Source organism: Amycolatopsis alkalitolerans (assembly GCF_006152065.1).
GTDB lineage: Bacteria > Actinomycetota > Actinomycetes > Mycobacteriales > Pseudonocardiaceae > Amycolatopsis_E > Amycolatopsis_E alkalitolerans.
Genome location: NZ_VDFW01000001.1, coordinates 423,784 through 444,408 on the forward strand (window position 1 = coordinate 423,784; position 20,625 = coordinate 444,408).

Consider the following 20,625-nt stretch of genomic DNA (forward strand, 5'->3'; position numbering starts at 1 on the left):
TGAGACAAGGAGCACGGATGGTTCGCTGGGCCGAGTACGCGATCTTCTGGCAGGTCTACCCGCTGGGGTTCACCGGCGCGCCGCGGGTGCTGTCCGACGAGCCGGACCGGCACCGGCTGCGAAGACTCGTGGACTGGCTGGACTACGCGGTCGAACTCGGCTGCTCGGCGCTGCTGCTCGGCCCGGTGTTCCTGGCGGAGACCCACGGCTACGACACGATCGACCATTTCCGTATCGACCCGCGCCTCGGTACGGACGAGGACTTCGACCGGCTGATCGGCGCTGCGCGCGAGCGCGGGGTGCGGATCGTGCTCGACGGCGTGTTCAACCACGTGAGCAGGCGGTTCGAGCACACCGAGTGGTTCCGGCGCCGCGCGGACGGGACGTACGACGTTTTCGAAGGGCATCAGCACCTCGTCGCGCTCGACCATGAGAATCCCGCCGTCGCCCGGTACGTGGCGAGGGTGCTGGACCACTGGCTCGAGCGCGGTGCCGCAGGGTGGCGGCTCGACGCGGCGTACGCCGTGCGGCCGGAGTTCTGGCGGAAGGTGCTGCCTTCGGTGCGGCAACGGCATCCCGAAGCGTGGTTCCTCGGCGAGGTGCTGCACGGGGATTACGCCGCGTACGCCGAGCGAAGCGGGCTGGACTCGGTCACGCAGTACGAGCTGTGGAAGGCGATCTGGAGTTCGCTCAACGACGCCAACTTCTTCGAACTGGCGTGGGCGCTGAAGCGGCACGCCGGATTCCTCGAAACCTTCGTGCCGCAGACGTTCGTCGGCAACCACGACGTGACGCGCCTGGCCACCTGCCTGACCGACGAGCGGCATTTCGGGCACGCGCTGGCGTTGCTGATGACGCTCGGCGGCATCCCGAGCATCTACTACGGCGACGAGCAGGCGTTCCGCGGACTGAAGGAGGAGCGCGAGGGCGGCGATGACGCGATCCGCCCGCGGTTCCCGCGCGACCCGGCGGAACTCGCCCCGTTCGGCTGGCCGGCCTACCGGCTGCACCAGCGGCTGATCGGGATGCGCCGCCGCGACCCGTGGCTGGTGCGCGCGCAGACCTCGGTCGAACACCTGACGAACCGGGCCGTCGCGCTCCGGGCGCACTCAGCCGAAGGCGAGGTGCTCACGCTGCTGAACATCGGGGACGAGCCGTACCGGTTTCCCCTGGACACCAGCGGGTTCTCGGTGATCGGAGCGCCCTCGTCCGAGGAAGGACCCGGCAGGCCCGTGCCGGGGCACAGCTGGGTGGTGCTCAGGCGACCTGATGGACCCGGCGCAGCATCAGGCTGAACCAGATCATGCCGATCCCGCGGAAGAGCAGCGAGATGCCGAGCCAGATCGCGAGGGTGAGGATCGTGATCCCGGGCCACGCGAGCGCGACGACGCCGATGAGCACCGTCAGGATGCCGAGCACGAGCGACAGCCCCCACATCGGCGCACGCGTGGTCACCGCCATCACCGACTCCAGGGCACCGGCGACGATGAGGCCCACCCCGACGGTCGCCGCGAGGGCCAGCAGGGTGATGCCCGGCCAGGCCAGCGCGATCACGCCGACGACGAGCCAGACGACGCCGAGCAGGTAGGACGGCCACCGCCGCCGCGCCCGGTCGGCCATCACCAGCTCGTTGAACCCCTCGAAGATCAGGGCGACCGCGACGAGCACGGCGAGCACCCCGACCGCGGTCGCGAGGTCCGCCAGCAGGAGGATCCCGAGCACAGCGGTCGCGAGGCCGAACAGGGCGACCAGCCACCACCTGCCGGTCACCTTGCGCACGGTTTCGCCGATGCCTTCAGCCGTGCCGAGCCCGAACGGGCGGTATGGCGGATTCGTCACCATACCGCCGAGCTTAAGCGGGCTGGTCCAGTTGCGCTCGCTGGCGGATCTCGCCGGGGGTCAGCTCGAGCAACTGGTCGGGGCGCAGCGGCAGGTCGAGCAGGCTGCGGCTCGCGTGCGTGCCGGCCGGTCGACGACGACCGCATCGCGCCGAGCGTGGTCCCGTCGCCGCCGAGGCTGATGATCCCCTCGACCTGGCGCACGAACTCCTCGTCGGGCACCGGCGCGACGTCCGGCACCCGCTCGGCCTGCGACGCGCGCACCAGCACCCGTAACCCGTGCCCGCCGGCACCGGATTTGACAGTGCTTATATAAGTGCTGTTACATTTGGCCGGTGACCGATCCCACCGAGCAGAGCCGGTGGCGCCCGCTGCGCCTGCTGCTGGACGCGATGGACGCCGATATCGACCGCCTCTACCGCGAAGCGCGGATCGAAGGGCTCAAGACGAGCTTCGTGATGGAGCTGATCCGCCTGGACGCCCGCGGTCCGATGACCATCACCGAGCTGGCCGAATCCGTGGAGCGCACCCATTCGGCGATGAGTCAGAAGGTCTCCGCGATGCGCGCCGCCGGTCTGGTGCGCACAGTCGCGGGCTCCGACGCGCGCAGCAAGCGGGTCACGCTGACCGCGAAGGCGAAGCGCGTCGTCGGCCGGCTGGCGGCCGAGTGGCGCGCGACCGAGGCCGCCGTAGCCGAACTCGAGGCCGAGGTCCCGTATCCGCTGACCAGGGTGGTCGCCGACATCCAGGAAGCCCTGGGCCGCAAGAGCTTCCACGACCGGATCGCGGAGCGGCTCGCCGAGGATCCGGCGTGGCGGTGAGACATGCCTTGCTCGATATCGGCCCGCTGAGATCTTCGCCCGCGTTCCGCCGGTTCTGGATCGGCCGCACCTTCTCGGTGTTCGGCAGCCAGATGACGATCGTCGCCCTGCTGTTCCAGATCTGGCAGACGACCTCGAGCACCGTCTGGACCGGCGCGGCCGGTCTCGCGCAGGCGCTTCCGATCCTCGCCTTCGGGCTGTTCGCCGGATCGCTCGCGGATCGCGTCGAACGCCGGAAGTTCTACCTCGGGGCGCTCACCGGGCAGGCGGTCTGCTCGGTCGTCCTTGCGGTACAAGGCTTTCTCGGGCATCTTCCGGTGCTGCTCGTGTTGCTGGTGGTCGCCGCGCAGGCCACCTTCGTCGCGGGCGGGGGTCCGGTCGGGCGCGCGGTCGTCGTCCGGCTCCTGCCGCCCGAACAGCTCGGCGCCGGGCTCGCGCTCAACGGGTTTTCGTTCCAGGGCGCGATGTTGCTGGGCCCGGCGGTCGCCGGGGTGCTGCTGGGCTGGCTCGGTCCCGGCGGCTGCTACGCGGTCGACGCCGCGACGTTCCTGCTGGCCTTCTACGGTGCCTTCGGCCTGCCGCCGATGCGCCCGGACGGCGAACCGTCGCGGCCGGGCGTGCGCGGCGTGCTCGACGGCCTGTCGTTCCTGGTCCGTACCCCCGTCGTGCGCGGCGCGCTGCTCACGGACCTGGCCGCGACGGTGCTGTCCATGCCGATCAGCCTGTTCCCGCTGATCAACGCCGAACGCTTCGGCGGCAACCCGCGCACCCTGGGCCTGTTCCTGACCGCGATCGCCGTCGGCGGCGTGCTCGCCTCGATCTTGTCCGGCACCTTCACCCGCCTGCCGCGGCCCGGGCTGGTCATGGTCGCCGGCTCGGCGGCGTGGGGCCTGGCGCTCGCGCTGTTCGGGATCGCCCCGAACGCGTGGCTGGGCCTGGGTTTCCTGGTGCTGGCCGGCGCCGCGGACACCGTCTCGGTCGTCTCGCGCGGCACCGTGGTCCAGTTCCATACGCCGGATCGCCTGCGCGGGCGGGTGAGCGCGGCGGAGCAGATGGTCGGGATGGCGGGCCCGGATGTCGGCAACATGCGGGCCGGGCTGGTCGCCGGGGCGACGTCAGGCGCGGCTGCCCTGCTCAGCGGTGGGCTGCTCTGCGTGGCCGCCGTGCTCGCCGTCGTCTGGCGTACGCCGGGGCTGGCGGCGGCGCGAACGCAGGAACCGCTCGGCGGGCATCTCGACGAACCGGTGTAGCACCTCGGAAACGAACGCCGCCGCGGCGAGCCCGGCGAGTACGCCCAGTTCTGGGCCGACGCGCGGGACGAGCAGGTTCATCAGCGGGTACATGCAGGCCAGATGCACCAGGTAGATCGCGTACGTCCGCCGCGACCAGCCGGCGATCACCCTGGACCGGCTGACCCGGCCGTTCGCGCGCATCATCAGCAGCACCACGGCGGTCACCACGAGCAGCGTGCGGGGCATCGCGGTGCCCTGGAAGGTGAAGCCGCCGATCCGGTCGGCCCAGATGAACAGCAGCACGTGCACCGCGCCGATGGCCAGCGCGACATAGCGGTGCACCGCGCGGGCGTGCACGAGGGAGATGAGCTGGCCGATGCACAGCACCGTCAGGTACACCGCCCATTGACCGATCTGGTGGGCCCACATGTGCAGCGAGCCGGTGGTCGAGTTGCGGGACAGGGTGGACAGCAGGATCGCGACGAAGCAGACCGGGGCCATGATCGCCGGGGGCAACCACGGTCTTCGGCGCAACAGCGGGATGGCCGCCGCGACATAGCAGTAGAAGATGAGCTGGATCCACAGCGTCCAGGTGGATCCGACCAGCCCGATCTGCGGCCGCTGGAAGAAGTTCCACAGCACCATGCCGGAGAGCAGATCGCCGAGGTCCAGCCGCGGATCGCGCGTGGACGAGACCTGCAGGCCGAAGTTGATCAGCAGCCAGACCAGCGGGGTGACCACCCACAGCAGCGGCATGAGCCGGCTGACGCGGCGGTACAGGAACGTCCACGGACCCTCGCGCGCGGTCACGTGCGTGACGACGACCCCGCTGATCATCAGGAACGTGCACACCCCGAGAAAGCCGAGGAGCGCGTTGAGGTGCAGGCCGCCGACGATCTCCGCCTCCGCCCAGTCGGTCAGCCACCAGTGCTGATGCGAGAGCGTGAAATAGGCGGCGATGTGTTCGTAGATCACCAGACACGAGGCGAGCACCCGCAGCAGGTCCAGCCCGTGCAGGCGGTCCGGGCGGCTCACCGCGCATCCCCGAGCGGCCGTTGGACGAACCGGTACCCCGCCTCCGCGAGCGCGCCGGTCACGAGCACGGCGAGCACGAGCGAGACGGGCAGCGGGATCCGCTGGTAGCCGAGGCCGAGCACGGTCCAGCCCGCCGCGCAGGCCGCCCCGATCAGCCACAGAGCCCGCGAGGCGAGCCATCGCACGAGTGCCGTCTCACCGGCCACCTGCCCGCTCGGGGCGGAGAGCAGGCCGATCAGTACGGCGTACAGCGCGGTCACCGGGTACCAGTAGCCGTGCCATTCCGCGTAGCCGTGGTCGGTCATGATGAGCACCCCGAATGCGATCGCCCCCAGCGCGCCGCCCGCGAGCGCGGGCAGGCGGTGCGCACGCACGTAGCCGATCACCTCGCCGAGCACGAACAGCGTCGAGAACCCGGCCAGCAGGCCCGCCTCGTGCAGCGCGGCGGGCCCGTCGGCTCCGAACAGCACGAGATCGCCGATGACCACCAGTTGCACGGCGGTACCGGCCACCGGGTGCAGCCGCCGGGTCGCGAGTGCCAGCAGGGTGCCCAGCGCCGCGACGGCGAGCGGCCAGAGAAGCCCGGCATACGGCTCACCGCCGAGAAGCCGCGCCGCGCCGCCCACGAGCACGGCGACCACGAGAACCGGCACCGTCACCACCAGCATGCGACGCACCGGGATCCCTTGTGCCACGCGGAAACCGGCTACGAGCAGGAGGACGGCGACACCCAGCACGCCGAAGTCCTGGCTGATCCCCGATGGTTTGTTCAGCCAGTCGCGGATCGCCACGAGCGTGGCGGGGGAGTAGCCGTGGCGGTTGAGCCACAGCGCGCCCAAGTAGCTGTAGAGCACCAGGACGACGGCGATCGCGCTGGCGACCCGGAGCCCGGGTCGCGGGTCCGGTTCACGCATCCGCGGACAGCTCCTCGAGCTGACTGCCGATCACCTGGGTGAACGCGGGCCCGAGGGGGACGCCGGGTGCGGCCGCGAGGTCCACGCGGACCAGCAACTGGCCGTGCGCGTAGTGGACCCGGCCGTCCGGCGACGCTCCCCCGATCTCGACCCGGTGCACCCCGGGCGGGGCCGGCGCACGCCGCATCCCGGCGTCGACCTGGAGCCGGTCCAGTGCGGCGGCGGCGTCGCGGGCTGCCTGCGGGCTCGCCATCTTCACCACGACCGCGACGACCCGCCCCCGCGGGGTCTCGGCCACCTTCGCCCGCGCCGCGCTCGGCTGCCCTTGCCTGAACGCGGCGATCTCATGATCGCTCAGGAACTTCATGGCGACGACCTGAGTGAAGGTGTGCACGTAGTCATAGCCGTCGGACTCGCCGAAGCCGGCCAGCGCCAGCCCGTCACGCGCCATCCGGCCTTCTTCGCCGGTGGCGGCGAGCGTCTGGTAGTTCAGGTCCGGCAGCCGGGACGCGAAATGCTGGTAGGTGAGCGCGCAGCCGAGCGCGAGCACCACCAGCACGGTGATTCCGGCGAGGGTGCCACGGTCAGGCCTGCGTACCTGCGCCATCACGCCTCTCACCCCCCAGCCCGGAATCGACCCGGGCAAGTTTCGCAAACGACCGGGCCACCGGCGCGCGGTGGTCGTCGAATCGATTCCCGGCGACTCGGCTAACTCCCGTCCAGCTCCTGGCTTGCCGGAGGCTCCGCCGCGCGCAGCCGGTGCGCCTCGCGGGCCAGGTCGATCAGCTGCTCGCGCGAGGCAAGCCCGAGTTTCACCCGCATGTTGTGCACATGGTTGCGCACCGTGCTGACGGTGACGAACAACCGGCGCGCGATCTGCTGGCAGTCGGCGCCTTGCCCGAGCAACTCGAACACGTCCCATTCCCGCCGGGTGAGGGTCGGATCCTGGTAGGCATGGTCGTGCCAGGTGACGAGCCGGGCGGCCAGCGAATCGTCGCCGGACGGCTGGGGGTCGGGCGCCGGGTGGGCATGCCGCCGCAGCGCTTGGCGGCGTACCTCCATGGCCAGCGCGACCGTGGCCGCCGCGGCCAGCACCCAGACAACCAGCACCGCGGGGCGCACCTCGCCGTTCGTGCGCGACACCTTCACGACGGCGCGGATGACGATCGCCAGGCCGAACACGCCCACGCCCGACAGCGCGCCCAGCCGGCCGTACCGGACGCTCAACCGGAACACGACGATGGGGAACAGCACCGGTGGGATGGCGTCAGGATCCGGCAGGAACACCAGGTAACAGGTAGTGGCGAGAAGGCCGTCCAGCACCAGCGAAACGTCGTGCAGCCGCACCGGCACCTCGGCCCGTCGCCGCATGGCCCATTCCAGGTAGCCCGTCCACCCGGCGGCGACACCGGCGATCAGGATCGCCATCCATCCCGCGAACGGATCGAAAACCGCCCACATGACAACCAGTAGCGCGGCGCCGACCAGACGCAGCCGTCCGGCGACGCGCTCCTCTTCTGCCCCGATCATGGCGCCATTACCACCGGCTCAAGGTAACAGTCCGATCTGCCCGGTTCCAGTGTGCGCGGCCCCTGAACAGGCTTCCAGGAAATCTGGATGCGGCGTCTATGGAAGTCCAACGCGGCGACGCGGTGAGTTGTTCTGGCCGGGTCACCGGCGAACACCAACGAAGGGTGACGCTATGCGCGAAGAGCACACCGAGCCCTCTCGATCGGGCGATGCGTTCCGGACCACTCGGCGCGACCTGCTCAAGGCCGTCGGCGTGGCCGGGCTCGCGGTGACCTTCGGGCCCACCGTGGCCGCGGAGGCCGGAGAGGGCACGGCGGCGCGGCAATCGATCCGGCGCAGCCGCGCCGTCGCCGGCGGGAAGGCAAGCCATCTGACGCTCCTGCAGACGGCCGACATCCACGGTCAGATCGAGACTCACGACGAGTTCTTCTGGGAGAACGGCCGCCCGGCCTACCGGCGGGTCGGTGGCTTCCCCCGGATCAAGACCCTTGTCGACGGGGTGCGGGCGGACAACCCCGGCGGCACCGTCCTGCTCGACTGCGGCGACTGCTTCCAGGGCAGCGGCTACGCGGCGTTGAGCCGGGGCGAGGTGATGGCTCCGATCATGCGGGAGATGGGCTACAACCTCGTGATCCCCGGCAACTGGGAGGTCGTCTACGGCAAGGACCAGCTCCTCAAGGTGATCAACGACTACGGCGCGCCCGTGGTCTGCACGAACATGTTCCACGACGAGAACGGCCGTGCGGGTGGACCGCTCTTCCTGCCACACCACGTGGTGGACATCGCCGGCGTCCGCATCGGCGTCGTCGGCTTCAACGACCCGATGGTTCCGGTCCGCCAGGACCCCGCGTACAGCGCCGGAATCAAGTTCACGCAGCCCGAGTACAACGCGGCCGAGCAGATCCGCATGCTGCGCGAGGACGAGCACTGCGAGCTCGTGCTCGCCATGACCCATATGGGGATCGCGCAGCAGGTAGGGCTCGCGTCGGAGCCCTACATGGCGGGAGTCGACTACGTGCTGGGCGCGGACACCCACGAGCGCATCCGCGATCCCTTGCAGGGCAAATACTGCCGCGTGACCGAGCCCGGCGCCTTCGGTTCGTTCGTCGGGCGCCTGGACGTGGTGGTGGAGAACGGCAAGGTCCGTGAACAGGGCTACGAACTGATCGAGGTGGCGGAGCGCCGCTACGTCGAGAACCCGAAGATGCGCCACGCGGTCAGCGAAGCCACCGGTCCGTACAAGGCCCGTCTCGAGAAGGTGATCGGCCGCACGAAGACGCCGATTCTCCGCTACTACATCCTCGAAACGCCGATGGACAACCTCATCACCGACGCGTTGTACGAGAAGGCACGTCCTGATGTCGCGTTGTCCAACGGGTTCCGATTCGGCCCACCGCTGGTACCGGGGCGCGGCGGTATCGCGCAGATCACCGAGAACTACCTCTGGAGCATGCTGCCGGTCAACTCACAGGCGGAGGTGGCCGACGTCTCGGGTGCGCTGCTGAAGCCATGGATGGAGAAGGAACTCAACAACGTCTTCGCCGCCGATCCGGCCCAGCGCTTCGGGGGCTGGGTGGTGCGGATGCGCGGGATGGAGGTGAACTTCACCGCCGGCAAACCGTTCGGGAGCCGGGTGAACTGGATCAAGATCGCCGGCGCGCCCCTCGACCCGAACCGCGTGTACCGGGTGCTGGCCTGCGATCGCGGTGGCGACCCGCCGGACGTGCTGTGCCGCATCAAGGGCGTCGGGAACAAGACCGCGCTCGGCTTCACCATTCACGACGCCGTCACGGAGTACCTGGCCAAGAATTCTCCGGTCGCACCCCGGCTGGAGGGCCGCGTCACCGCGACGGATCTGCCGCAGACCGCGCTCGGGCAGCTGCCCGGGACCGGCTACGAGTTCCACTGAGCCGGAAGGAACGGAGGAAGCGCTATGGATACAGCAGCAAGAGGTCGCCGGATATCCGTCCTGCTCGTCATCGCGGCGGCCGTCGCGATGCTCGTCGCACTCACCAACCCGGCTGCCGGTGATCCGGCAGCGGCCCGGTTCGGCCTTGCCCCCAGGATCTACACCGTCACACCGTCCTCGGAACCCGGTGCGATCACCGGGCCGTCCAGCGTCAAGGTGTGGGACGCCGGGACGAACAAGATGATCAAGGAGGTGCCGGTTCCCTCGGACAGGGCGGACGGCCTCTCCAGGCCGCACCATTTCATGGCCATCCCGGGACGCAACTTCGCGTTCGTGATGGGCTTCGCGCCGACCTCGTCCATCAAGGTCTTCGATATGGTGAAGAACGAGTTCACCGGCGAGATCCAGACCGGGCTGGGCCCGCGGCACCTCGAGTTCAACCCGAACGGCGCGGTCGCCTACAGCGCGAACTTCGACGGCGACAGCATCAGCGCGATCAATATCAACTCGCGGAAGACGGAGGCCACGATCCCGGTCGGTGACCGGCCGAACTACGTCGAGTACGTCAAGACCAAACACGGGCCGCGGCTGTTCGTGTGCAACTTCGGCGAGAACACCGTCACCGTCATCAATGCCGACACCTACCAGGTCATCGGCAAGGTCACGGTGGGCGACGGTCCGTTCAACATGTCCGCCACGCTTGACAACAGGTTCCTCGTCACCGCCGACGCCCGCAGCAACACCGCGACGTTCGTCGACGTCGACACCCTCAAGGTGACCGACCAGATCGGCATCGGCGGCACGCACCGCACCGATCTCCCGCCGTCGGCCTTCCAGCGGCTGAACCCCCGGATCTCTCCCGACGGCAAGTGGCTGTTCATCGGCAACCAGGACGCTTCGGCGGTCAGCGTCATCAACATTCGCGAGCGCCGGCTCGAGGCGCTGATCCCGGCCGGGCTCGGTGCCGACATCGCCTTCTTCCCGGGAGGTCCCGCGGACGGCTACGCGTTGGTCACCAACCGCTACGACAATTTCGTGACGGTGGTGAAGCTGCACGGCGACGAACCGCCGACGTTCGTCAAGAACATTCCCACCGAGCGGATCGGCTCCCACTACATCACCTTCAGCGAGGACTGGAGCAAGGGAATCGTCTCCGAACGGCCCGGGCGCGCCTACTCCGTCATCGACATGGCGAAGCTGGTGGAGACCGCGAACGTCTGGGTCGGCGGTACTCCCGGTCCCTCCGAACCCGACCACAGCCAGGACTACACCAGGGCCGGTCCCGACATGGCGGTCTACGTCTGGTTCGACAAGGGCAAGGCGATGTTCCACCACGAATGACGCGACGCCTGATCTGACCGCACACCCGAAGCCTGGGGCCGCCGCGACGGCGGCCCCAGGCTTCGCGCTCGTTCTTGACCCAGAATTGACTAAGTGATCTAATCAATTCTGCGCGAGAACGGAGTACGCGATGACGCGACGAGCTGAGACGACCGGGAACGGGCCGAGCCTGTCCGACCGGCTGGCCACCGGCCTACTGGAACTGATCGCCGAACTGCGGCTGTCCCCGGGCGACCCCCTGCCCACCGTTCGCGAGCTGGCCCAGCGCTTCTCCGTCACCCCGCCGACCATCCGCGAGGCACTGCGCCGCCTGCAGGCCACCGACGCCGTGCGGCTGCGGCACGGGTCCGGCGTCTACGTCGGTGCTGGCCTCCACCGCACGCTCATGGCGAACCCGAACTCCGCGCCCCTGCAGGACGAACTGGTGCTGCAGATGGTCGACGCGAGGATCACGATCGAGCCGGGCATCGCGGCGCTCGCGGCGGCGCACCGGACCGAAGACGACCTGACCCAGCTGGAGCTCGCGCTCGACACCGCGCTGCGCGATCTGGCCGACAACCGTCCGCATCTGAACTTCCACCGGGAGCTCGCGAGCGCGTCGCGCAACCAGGTGCTGTTCGAGGTCGTGGACTCGCTGCTGACCGTGCGCGCACGGGAGCAGCGGATGGTGCGCGTGCTGATCCACGACCGCCGCCGTGACTACGACCAGCATCTGGCGATCTTCCAGGCGGTGCGCGACGGCGACCCGGCACAGGCCGAGCGCCTCACGCGCGAGCACCTGCACCAGCTTCGCGAGGACATCACCGAGCGGCTCGGCTGAGCCCGGACACGACCCGTAGGAGACACATGGCGTCCCCCGATCATTTCGTGCTGCGCTCGCACCGGCTCGCGGACCTGACCTGGCCCGAGATCGCCGGGCTGAGGCAGTACGCGCCGGTCGCGATCGTGCCACTCGGCGCGTGCGAGCAACACGGGCCCGCGATGGCGCAGCGCACCGACACGACCCGCGCCGAGGTCGTCGCCGATCTGGTGGCCGAGCGGCTGAACCCGCGCGTCGTGGTCGCGCCCGTGATCCCGGTGGGAGTGTCGGAGCACCATATGGCCTTCCCCGGCACTCTCACGCTTTCGCCGGTCACCCTGCAGCAGATGGTCTACGAGCTGGTCACGAGCCTGCACCGGCACGGCTGGCGGAAGGTGTTCGTGCTGACCGGGCACGGTGGCAACAACGCTGCCGTCGAGGTCGCCGTCTCGCGGCTGAGGGGCGATCTGCCCGCCCTGCACATCGCGTGGAGTGGCATCACGCCCGTGGTGTCCGATGTGGCCAGTGAACTCGCGCTGAGCGAGATCCGGGGCCACAGTTGTGAAATCGAGACCTCGCAGGCGATCTTCGTCGATCCGGAGCTGGTGCTCGAAGAGCGGCTCGCCCGTGGAAGTTCTACTGTGGACGATCTCGACCCGGCCGGCCGGCTGTCCCGGAGCCAGCCGGGAATCCATTTCCCGCAGGGCTATGACGCGCTTTCGGCCACCGGCAACCTCGGTGACGCACGCGCGGCAGGCAAGGAGGCGGGCGCCCGGCTGATCACCACCGCAGTCGAGCGCATCGCCGGGTTTCTGCGAGAACTGCTCGACCTGCCCGACCGCAAACCCGCAATCGGAGTGGAGAAACCATGAAAGCCGCACTGAACCGACGACTTCTCGGTGTGGCGGCCCTCTCGCTCGTGGCCTCGGTGACGCTGGCCGCCTGCGGAGGCGCCGCCAGCTCCGGCAGCAACCAGCTCGGCACGATCGCCCCCGGGCAGCTCAAGCTCGCGTTCCGCTCCGACGACAAGCCGACGTCCTTTGTGGAGAACGGGAAGCCGGCCGGGTTCCTGATCGAGCTGACCGAGGCGATGGCGAAGAAGATGCGTCTCGAACCGTCCTATGTGGCCACAGACTTCGCCAGCATGCTGCCCAACGTCCGCAACCACACCTACGACTCGGCCGCGTTCGGCACGCTGGTCACGCCGCCGCGCCAGGAGGTCACCGACTTCACGAAGCCGGTGTCGTTCGGCCAGGCGCAGCTGATCTCCCGCAAGGCGGCCGCACTGGCCACAGTGGACTCCGCGGCCGGGAAGACGGTGGCGGTCACCCGTGGCAGCGAGCTGATCCCGCTGCTGAAGGAGAAGGTGCCGACCATCCAGATCAAGGAGTTCCCGAACATCGCGGCGAGCGCCAACGGGCTGACCGCCGGGCAGGTCGACGGGCTGTTCACCGGCACCGCGACCACCTCACAGCTGCTGTCCCAGCACCCGGCCTTCACCGCCACCGAAGCGATCACGACGGCGCAGACGGCGTTCCCCGTCGCCAAGGACCGTGGTCCGCTGAAGAAGGCGCTCGACGACGCGCTCACCGCGGTCATCGCGGACGGCACGTATACCGCGCTGTTCGACAAGTGGAACCCGCCGGGCATGCTCATCCCGCAGGAACTGCTGAACGCGTACCCGGGCATGGCGCAGCGCCCGGCGCACGGCGGATCGTGAGGGCACGATGGACGGTCTGAGGCACTTCCTGGACACCTTCTTCGACCTGCCGATGATCGGCGGCACGCTCCTGCAACTGCTGCGTGAGGGGCTGCTCAACACCCTGCTGCTGGCCGTGCTCGCGTCCGCGATCGGCCTGGTGATCGGGATCGTGTTCGCCGGCGGCCTGATGTCGCGCTTCCGTGCGGTGCGGATGCCCTGCCGGATCTACGTGGACGTACTGCGCGGCCTGCCGCACATCCTGTCCGTCTACCTGATCGGGCAAGGGCTCCCGCTGGCCGGGCTGACGGTGTTCGGTGACTGGACCTACGGGTACGCGGCGCTGGCGATCGGGCTGATGGAGGGCGCCTACATGGCCGAGATCTTCCGGTCCGGCTTCCAGAGCGTCGAGCCCGGCATCGTGGAGGCCGCCCGCAGCCTCGGGCTGGCGCACCTGAAGACGATGCGGCTGATCGTCATCCCGATCGGCATCCGGCGGGTCCTGCCCGCGCTGACCGGCCAGTTCATCCTGGTGATCAAGAGCACCGCGCTCGTCTACCTGCTCGGGCTGGCCTCCGGGCAACGGGAGATGTTCGCGATCGCGCAGGACACCGCGGTGAACAACGCGTCGCTGGCGCCGCTCGTCGCGGCCGGCCTGATCTACCTCGCCATCACCGTCCCGCTGACCTACGCGGTCAACGCGTGGGACCGGCGGCTGCGCGACGGCCGGCCCGGCGCGCCGAAACCCCAGCCCGTGCCCGCCGAGGAGGCCGTCGCATGAGGACCACGATGACCACCGAAGCCCCCGTCCGGACCGCCGTGCGCTACGAGCGGATCAGCAAGTCGTTCGGCGCGACACCCGTGCTGCGCGAGATCGAACTCGACGTTCCGGGCGGCACGACCACGTGCATCGTCGGCCCGTCCGGATCGGGAAAGTCCACTTTGCTCCGCTGCACGAACCTGCTCGAGGTCCCGGACTCCGGCCGGGTGCTCGTCGGGGACGAGGCGATCACCGACCGGGGCGCGGACATCGACCGGATCCGGAGCCGCGTCGGCATGGTGTTCCAGCGGTTCCACCTCTTCCCGCACCGGACCGTACTGGACAACGTGACCCTTGCGCAGCAACAGGTTCTCGGCCGGTCCCGGGACGAGGCCGCCACGATCGCGCGGCGCGAACTGGACTCGGTCGGGCTCGCCGGGCTCGAGGACCGCCGTCCGGCGCAGCTTTCCGGCGGGCAGCAGCAACGGGTCGCGATCGCCCGCTCGCTCGCGATGAACCCGGAGGTCATGCTTTTCGACGAGGCGACCTCCGCGCTTGACCCCGAGCTGGTCAAGGGCGTGCTCGGCGTGATGCGCGAGCTGGCGTCCCGCGGCATGACGATGATCGTGGTCACCCACGAGATGCGCTTCGCCCGCGAGGTCGCCCACCAGGTCGCCTTCCTCGATCACGGCCGCCTCATCGAAACCGCGTCGCCCGAAGAGTTCTTCGACGCCCCGCGCAGCCCTCGCCTGCGCACCTTCCTGGAACAGGTGTTGTAGATGAACCTTCGGATGCTCGCGCCGTTCGCCGCGGCGCTCACCCTCGCCGCGCTCGCGCCTGCCGCGGCCGCGGACGAGGGGCCCGAGGACCATCCGGTCCCCACGACGGGGTGTCTCCTCGCGCCGCCATCGGTACCCGGCCAGACCACCAGGCTGGGCCTGGAATCCGGTGGCTACCAGCGGAACTACCTGATGCACCTACCCGCGAACTACGATCCGGCGCGGCGGTTGCCGGTGGTGCTCGCGTTCCACGGCCGCAAGGGCAACGGGTCCGATATCGAGGCGTTCTCCGGTCTCGACGCGCTCGACGCCATCGTCGTCTACCCGGTCGGCCTCCCCGGCGAGGCGGACGAACCGGCCTGGCAGGGCGCGCCCTACCAGCCACCCTCGGACGATGTGCTGTTCGTCAGCGATCTCCTCGACCGTCTGCAGTCAACGGTGTGTGCCGACCCCCAACGGATCTACGCGACCGGGAAGTCGAACGGCGGCGGGTTCACGGCCTTGCTGGCGTGCCGGTTGCCGAACCGGATCGCGGCGTTCGCGACCGTCGCCGGGGCGTTCTACCCGGAAACGGCCCAGGGCTGCCGCCCGGGCCGCCCGGTGTCCATAGTGGACTTCCATGGCACCGCGGACCCCATCGTGGGCTACGAGGGGGAGGCCAGCAGCCACGGTGAGCCGTTGCCCGCGCTGATGGACTGGATTCAAGGCTGGGCCGACCACGACTACTGCGGTCCGGCGACCACCACCGCGATCGGGAGCGACGTGCTCGAGTTCGCCTTCACCGGCTGCGCCGCCGGATCCGACGTCGTGCATTACCGCATCGAGGGCGCCGGTCACACCTGGCCGGGCGAACTCGTCGACAGCGGCCCGGGCTCGGCTACGCAGACGATCTCCGCGACTCGGGTGCTGTGGGACTTCTTCCTCGCCCACCCGCTGACTCACGCGCCGTCGATCGCCACCACTCCGGACGTGGAGCCGAGGTAGGCCCGGTTGCCGGACAGTGCCGGAGACGCGAACCGCGGCATCGGGCCTACCGGCACCTGCGCCCGCACCGCGCCGGTTCCCGGATCCAGCGCGTACAGCACGCCGCCGCTCGCGTCGACGGCCCAGACGGCGCCGCCGCCGACGACCGGCGAACCGGCGACCTGCGCGGGCGCCTGCCAGCGCACGGTCAGCCGGCCGCCTGGGGCGGCGTCCACGCGGCGCACCCCGTCGCTGCAAGGCAGGTACATGCTCTGCCCGTCCACCGCGCTGCCGCCGTAGGCCGGGCAGACACGCTGCTGGGCGACCTCGCCGCCGACGCCGCCGAGGTGACCGCCGTCGAGGACGTAACCGACACCGCGTTTGCCGTTGGCGTAGACGTGGTCGCCTACCACGGTCGGCCCCATCGAGCCGAGGTCCAGGTCGTTGCTGTTGTCGTCGGCCCATGACGCCGGGCTGAACGAGTCGGCGAGGGTGAGGCCCGGGGTCAGCGCGAGAATCGAGTCGCTGTGGTCATAGTCCGAAGTGGACTCGCCGTTGCCGACCGCGTACAGCAGCTTGTCGCCGGCCAGCGCCGCGCCACCGGGCGCCCAGATCCCGCCCTCACGCGGGGTCGGAACCGCGTACGTGCGCAATGGGCCCAGCCCCGTGGTCGGCGCCGCCACGACCGAGCCGACGTAGTCGCCGCAGTCGCCGTAAAGACCGCCGTAGGCGATGTCGACGTACCCGTCGAGCACGGTGAGCGCGGCTCGCTGCTGGTGCACCGTCCGGTCGCCGCGCGGCGGTTCCACGGGACGGCTGAGCCCGATCTCCCCGGAGGCCACGTCGAGCCCCGCGAGCAGGTGCGCGCCGCCGCGCAGTTCGGCGACCACGAACACGAGCCCGGTCGCGGGGTCGTAGGCCGGGGTGCCGGTGATGCCCAGCGGGTCGATGTTGCCGCACGGCAGGTCCGACAGCGGCTGCGGATCACCGAGATGCCGCGACCACACGATGTGCCCGTCGGTCGCCGACAGGCCGTACACCGTGTCGTTCTCGGTGGCCGCGATGATCGTGTCACCGAGCACCAGCGGCTGGCCGTAGACGGCGCCGTCGAGCCGCGCGCTCCACGCCCGCGTGAGCGTCCCCAGCGGTGGCACCCCGGCCGCGACGCCGGTGCGCGCGTTGTCGTGGTGGTAGGTCGGCCAGTCGGTCGCACCGACCGGGCGCGGCGGGCCCGCGACCGCCGAACGGGCTGTCGGCGCCGGGTCAGGTGCCGGGGCCGGCGCGGGCGACGAGCACGCGGAGAGCGTGACGAGCAGGATCGCGATGAGGGCGATACGTCTCATGCCGGACAGTCTGCCCGTCTGCCGAGGGCGGATCTGCTCACGGCAGAGAAACCCGGGACCGGTGCCGGGGCGGCGGCATGCTCGGGGCCATGACCAACGACGAGAAGCAGCCGCTGTTCGATCACCGGCTCCGCGAACGGTTCTTCAGCCAGCGGGTGCTGGTCCTCGACGGCGCGCTCGACGACGACAACGGGACGGTGCTCGCCACCCAGCTACTCTCCCTCGCCGGCGAAGATCCCGAACGGGATGTCGCGCTGTGGATCCACTCGCCGGGCGGCTCGGTCCCCGCGATGCTGGCCATCCGCGACGTGATGCGGCTCGTGCCGTGTGATGTGGCCACGCTCGCGCTGGGACTGGCGTGCAGTGCGGGGCAGTTCCTGCTGTCGGCGGGCACGCCGGGCAAACGGTTCGCGCTGCCCCACGCTCGCATCCTGATGCACCAGGGCTCGGCGGGGATCGGCGGATCGGCGGTCGAGGTCCAGGTGCAGGCGGACGATCTGCGGCACACCAGGGACACGGTGCTCGGGCTCATCGCGGAGGACACCGGCCAGCCGCTCGAGCGGATCTTCGCCGACTCGCTGCACGACCGCTGGTTCACCACGGGGCAAGCGCGCGAGTACGGCTTCATCGATCACGTCGTCGACGATCTCGGCCAGGTCGTACCCGTGCGCACGTACCAACTGGGGCTCGGCTCCACGGCGGGGGCACGCGCATGAGTTCGTACACCATCCCGAACGTCATCACGCGCAGCTCGAACGGCGAGCGGATCCTGGACGTCTACTCGCATCTGCTGTCGTCGCGGATCGTCTATCTCGGCACCGCGATCGACTCCGGCGTCGCGAACGCGCTGATCGCCCAGTTGCTGCACCTGGAGGCGGACAACCCGGAACGGGAGATCAACATGTACGTCAACTCCGAGGGCGGTGACCCGTCCGCGATGCTCGCGCTCTACGACACCATGCGCTACATCAAGGCGCCGGTGGCGACGACGTGCGTCGGCCAGGCTGTCGCGGCCGGTGCGGTGCTGCTGGCCGCGGGCGAGACCGGTCGCCGCGCCGTGCTGCCCCACAGCCGGGTGGTGCTGCACCAGCCCGCGGCGCAGGGCCGCGGCGCCATCCCGGACCTCATCCTGCAGGCCGACGAGGTGGTGCGGGTGCGCACTCAGCTGGAGGAGATCCTGTCGGCACACACCGGCCGCGCGGTCGAGGACCTGCGGCACGACACCGACCGGGACCGGGTGTTCGACGCGGCGGGCGCGGTCGGCTACGGGCTCGCGGACCACGTCCTCGACCACCGGATCTGAGGCCTGCGTTCAGGCAGCCATCAGCACGGGTCCCGACGGCCGGCGCCGGACCGCGAGATCCATGCTGTGGTGCCGCCGGATTTCGCCCGCGACCCCGGAGAGCAGATCGGCCAGTGCGACGCCCAGCGCACCGGTGACCGCGGCGATCATCTCGCTCGAGGGCTCCTTGCGGCCGCGTTCGATTTCGGACAGGTACTGCGGCGAGATACCGGCCCGCTCCGCGATGTCGACGAGGCGGTCGCCCTGCTCCTCCCTGGTCGCACGCAGACGCCGGCCCAGCACCTCGCGCCAGAGCGGTTCCGGCTTCGGGCTGCGCTTGTGATGGAACGGCAAGATTTCGGCCACGTCGCCATCCTGGCAGCGGCCCGGCGCCGAGGGCAGCGGTTCCGCTCACGGCGGAAATAGAATGGCCGGCCGAAGCCAGGAACGGGGGAGGCCCGGGTGCGTGTGTTGTTGACGTCGTGGGGATCGCGCGGGGACGTCGAACCGCTGGCGGGGCTCGCGGTCGCGTTGCGGGAACTCGGTGCCGAGGCGCGGGTGTGCGCGCCGCCGGACGAGGAGTTCGCGAAGCTGCTGGCGCGTGCCGGCGTTCCGCTGGTGCCGCTCGGTCCGGCGGTGCGCTCGGTGGTGACCGGCGAGCGGCCGGACGCGTTCCGGCTCGCGGCCGAGCTGGTCGCCGCGCGGTTCGGCACGCTCACCGCGGCGGCCGAGGGATGTGACGCGCTGGTGGCGACTGGCCTGATGCCGGCCGGCGCGCGGGACGTGGCCGAGAAACTGGGCATCCGCTACGTGCTCGCCTGCTTCCACTTCCTCGGGCTGCCGTCGCGGCACCGTCCTCCGCTGGCGCGGCCGGGCACGCCGTCCCCGCGGGACGAAACCGACCGGCGGGCGCTGTGGGAGCGGGACGCCCAGCGGGTGAATGCCTTGTACGGCGAGGCGCTCAACCGCCAGCGGGCGGCCATCGGGCTGCCACCCGTGGACAACGTCCGCGACCACGTCTTCAGCGACCGGCCGTGGCTGGCGGCGGATCCGACGCTGTGCCCGTCCCGGGGCATGACGGACCTCGACGTGGTGCAGACCGGGGCGTGGCTCGTGCCGGACGACCGCCCGCTCCCGGACGGGCTGGAGGCGTTCCTGGAAGCAGGCGAGCCGCCCGTGTACGTGGGATTCGGCAGCATGGCCGCCCACGTCTCGACGGACATCGCCCGGGTGGCCATCGAGGCGATCCGCGCGCGGGGACGCCGGGTCCTGCTCGCTCGCGGCTGGGCCGGGCTGACCGCGAGCGGTGGCGACTGCTTCGTCGTCGGCGAGGTCAACCAGCAGGCACTGTTCCGCCGGGTGGCCGCCGTCGTGCACCACGGCGGCGCGGGCACCACGACGACGGCCGCGCGTGCCGGCGCGCCCCAGGTGATCGTGCCGCAGATCGCGGACCAGCCGTACTGGGCCGGGCGGGTGGCCGAGTTGGGCATCGGGGTGGCACACGACGGCCCGGCGCCGACCGTCGACTCCCTGTCGGCCGCCCTCACCACGGCCCTGGCACCCGAGACCCGAACGCGAGCCAAGGCCATCGCTGGGACGATCCGCACCGACGGGGCCACGATGGCCGCGAAGCTGCTCCTCGCTACGCCTGATCGAGCAGAATGAGGTAGGCATCGAGTTGGGCGGCCCCGGCGAGAAGGTTGCGGCCGCGGGCGGTCAGCCTTTCCTGCCAGGAGTCGAGGAAGGCGCTCAAGGCGTCGGCGCCGCCTGCCTCGTGCAGCGAATCGACGAATCGCGCGACGCGGGGCAGCGGGTAGCCACCTCGGCGTAGCTGCCGGGCGATCTCGGCGTCGCGCACGTCGCCTGGTCCGTAGTGGCGGTAACCGGTCGCGCGGTCCCGTTCGGGACGCAGGATGCCCTGCGTCTCCCAGGTGCGCAGCGTCGCCGGGTGCACGCCGAGCCGGTGCGCGAGCTCGCCCACGGTCAGCGGACGGCGGTGGACAGGGGTGGCGGAGAGGCTGCCCAGCGCGGTGGCGACCTCGGTGCGGGTTTCGCGTTCGGCGAGCAGCGCGACGTGAACGCCGTCGATGAGCCGGTACGCGGACTCGACGTCGCCGCGGTTGATCGCGCGCATGATCTCCGCTGCCTGCTGGTGCCCGTGGCCCGTGCGCAAGGCAAGGAACGCGCGTAGCGCCTGAGCGTGCAAGGGCGTGTAGCGCCGGTAGCCGGTCTCGCCGCGCTCGGTCGGCGGCAAGATACCGGCGTCGTCGTAGTTGCGGATCGCCTGTGCGGACAACCCGTGCTCGCGCGCGAGGTCGATGGGTCGCAGCATGCACCCCCGTTTGAGGCTTCAGTCTCGAAAGACCAGGTCGACTTCGCC

21 protein-coding genes and 1 pseudogene are annotated in these 20,625 nt (G+C 70.3%); 14 read left to right on the plus strand and 8 right to left on the minus strand.

Going from position 1 to position 20,625, the window contains the following annotated elements; all coding sequences use genetic code 11:
• Positions 1-17 precede the first annotated feature (17 nt).
• Positions 18-1,295: an alpha-amylase family protein gene (locus tag FG385_RS01875; protein WP_139094792.1), complete on the plus strand. Its 1,278-nt coding sequence runs from the start codon at positions 18-20 to the stop codon at positions 1,293-1,295.
• Here the strand turns inward: FG385_RS01875 and FG385_RS01880 are convergent.
• Entirely contained in the window at positions 1,258-1,842 is a 585-nt protein-coding gene (locus FG385_RS01880) for an HdeD family acid-resistance protein (protein WP_139094793.1), read from the minus strand. The genes FG385_RS01875 and FG385_RS01880 overlap by 38 nt on opposite strands.
• Positions 1,843-2,173: 331 nt before the next feature.
• Between FG385_RS01880 and FG385_RS01885 the strand changes: the two genes are divergently transcribed.
• Positions 2,174-2,659: a MarR family winged helix-turn-helix transcriptional regulator gene (locus FG385_RS01885; RefSeq protein WP_327436810.1), complete on the plus strand. Its 486-nt coding sequence runs from the start codon at positions 2,174-2,176 to the stop codon at positions 2,657-2,659.
• The gene (locus FG385_RS01890) at positions 2,650-3,909 is read left to right on the plus strand and encodes an MFS transporter (protein ID WP_139094794.1); all 1,260 of its coding nucleotides are present in this window, start codon (positions 2,650-2,652) and stop codon (positions 3,907-3,909) included. Before FG385_RS01885 ends, FG385_RS01890 begins: the two co-directional genes overlap by 10 nt.
• An 18-nt stretch (positions 3,910-3,927) precedes the next feature.
• Here FG385_RS01890 and FG385_RS34640 read toward each other — a convergent pair.
• The 4 genes and pseudogenes from FG385_RS34640 to FG385_RS01905 all read right to left on the minus strand — a co-directional run.
• A pseudogene (locus FG385_RS34640) lies at positions 3,928-4,926 on the minus strand (acyltransferase family protein); the annotation flags it as partial.
• Complete coding sequence (locus FG385_RS33740) at positions 4,923-5,840, minus strand: hypothetical protein (protein WP_160148703.1); 918 nt, start codon at positions 5,838-5,840, stop codon at positions 4,923-4,925. The pseudogene FG385_RS34640 and the gene FG385_RS33740, both read right to left, overlap by 4 nt.
• Positions 5,833-6,450, minus strand: a complete 618-nt coding sequence (locus FG385_RS01900; protein ID WP_139094796.1) for a hypothetical protein — start codon at positions 6,448-6,450, stop codon at positions 5,833-5,835. Before FG385_RS01900 ends, FG385_RS33740 begins: the two co-directional genes overlap by 8 nt.
• A 98-nt stretch (positions 6,451-6,548) precedes the next feature.
• Positions 6,549-7,370: a helix-turn-helix transcriptional regulator gene (locus FG385_RS01905; protein WP_139094797.1), complete on the minus strand. Its 822-nt coding sequence runs from the start codon at positions 7,368-7,370 to the stop codon at positions 6,549-6,551.
• 172 nt (positions 7,371-7,542) lie between these two features.
• On the opposite strand from FG385_RS01905, the gene FG385_RS01910 reads away from it, so the two are divergent.
• From FG385_RS01910 to FG385_RS01945, 8 genes are all read left to right on the plus strand, one after another.
• Positions 7,543-9,279, plus strand: coding sequence for a bifunctional metallophosphatase/5'-nucleotidase (locus tag FG385_RS01910; protein WP_139094798.1), 1,737 nt, complete (start codon positions 7,543-7,545; stop codon positions 9,277-9,279).
• Between the two features lie 24 nt (positions 9,280-9,303).
• Complete coding sequence (locus tag FG385_RS01915; protein ID WP_139094799.1) at positions 9,304-10,620, plus strand: YncE family protein; 1,317 nt, start codon at positions 9,304-9,306, stop codon at positions 10,618-10,620.
• Positions 10,621-10,750: 130 nt separating this feature from the next.
• Positions 10,751-11,440, plus strand: a complete 690-nt coding sequence (locus FG385_RS01920; protein ID WP_139094800.1) for a FadR/GntR family transcriptional regulator — start codon at positions 10,751-10,753, stop codon at positions 11,438-11,440.
• A gap of 26 nt (positions 11,441-11,466) precedes the next feature.
• Positions 11,467-12,291 carry a creatininase family protein gene (locus FG385_RS01925; protein WP_139094801.1) on the plus strand — a complete coding sequence of 275 codons (825 nt, stop codon included), beginning with the start codon at positions 11,467-11,469 and terminating at the stop codon, positions 12,289-12,291.
• On the plus strand, positions 12,288-13,139 hold the full coding sequence (locus tag FG385_RS01930; protein WP_139094802.1) for an ABC transporter substrate-binding protein: 852 nt from the start codon (positions 12,288-12,290) through the stop codon (positions 13,137-13,139). The genes FG385_RS01925 and FG385_RS01930 overlap by 4 nt, the downstream gene beginning before the upstream one ends.
• A gap of 7 nt (positions 13,140-13,146) precedes the next feature.
• Positions 13,147-13,899, plus strand: coding sequence for an amino acid ABC transporter permease (locus FG385_RS01935; RefSeq protein ID WP_139094803.1), 753 nt, complete (start codon positions 13,147-13,149; stop codon positions 13,897-13,899).
• Between the two features lie 8 nt (positions 13,900-13,907).
• Positions 13,908-14,657: an amino acid ABC transporter ATP-binding protein gene (locus FG385_RS01940; RefSeq protein ID WP_139094857.1), complete on the plus strand. Its 750-nt coding sequence runs from the start codon at positions 13,908-13,910 to the stop codon at positions 14,655-14,657.
• On the plus strand, positions 14,658-15,641 hold the full coding sequence (locus FG385_RS01945) for an alpha/beta hydrolase family esterase (RefSeq protein ID WP_139094804.1): 984 nt from the start codon (positions 14,658-14,660) through the stop codon (positions 15,639-15,641).
• On the opposite strand, the gene FG385_RS01950 is transcribed toward FG385_RS01945, so the two are convergent.
• Positions 15,596-16,963, minus strand: a complete 1,368-nt coding sequence (locus FG385_RS01950) for an outer membrane protein assembly factor BamB family protein (RefSeq protein ID WP_139094805.1) — start codon at positions 16,961-16,963, stop codon at positions 15,596-15,598. The genes FG385_RS01945 and FG385_RS01950 overlap by 46 nt on opposite strands.
• A gap of 89 nt (positions 16,964-17,052) precedes the next feature.
• On the opposite strand from FG385_RS01950, the gene FG385_RS01955 reads away from it, so the two are divergent.
• Both FG385_RS01955 and FG385_RS01960 read left to right on the plus strand, forming a co-directional pair.
• Positions 17,053-17,679, plus strand: a complete 627-nt coding sequence (locus FG385_RS01955; protein ID WP_139094806.1) for a ClpP family protease — start codon at positions 17,053-17,055, stop codon at positions 17,677-17,679.
• The gene (locus tag FG385_RS01960) at positions 17,676-18,266 is read left to right on the plus strand and encodes a ClpP family protease (protein WP_139094807.1); all 591 of its coding nucleotides are present in this window, start codon (positions 17,676-17,678) and stop codon (positions 18,264-18,266) included. The genes FG385_RS01955 and FG385_RS01960 overlap by 4 nt, the downstream gene beginning before the upstream one ends.
• A gap of 9 nt (positions 18,267-18,275) precedes the next feature.
• Here the strand turns inward: FG385_RS01960 and FG385_RS01965 are convergent, their stop codons facing one another.
• Positions 18,276-18,611 (minus strand): helix-turn-helix domain-containing protein, encoded by a 336-nt coding sequence (locus FG385_RS01965; protein WP_139094808.1) that lies wholly within the window; start codon positions 18,609-18,611, stop codon positions 18,276-18,278.
• 96 nt (positions 18,612-18,707) lie between these two features.
• Here FG385_RS01965 and FG385_RS01970 point away from each other — a divergent pair, with 96 nt between their 5' ends.
• The gene (locus FG385_RS01970; protein WP_139094809.1) at positions 18,708-19,910 is read left to right on the plus strand and encodes a glycosyltransferase; all 1,203 of its coding nucleotides are present in this window, start codon (positions 18,708-18,710) and stop codon (positions 19,908-19,910) included.
• On the opposite strand, the gene FG385_RS01975 is transcribed toward FG385_RS01970, so the two are convergent.
• Positions 19,888-20,577, minus strand: coding sequence for a TioE family transcriptional regulator (locus tag FG385_RS01975; protein ID WP_200834251.1), 690 nt, complete (start codon positions 20,575-20,577; stop codon positions 19,888-19,890). The genes FG385_RS01970 and FG385_RS01975 overlap by 23 nt on opposite strands.
• Positions 20,578-20,625: the final 48 nt, after the last annotated feature.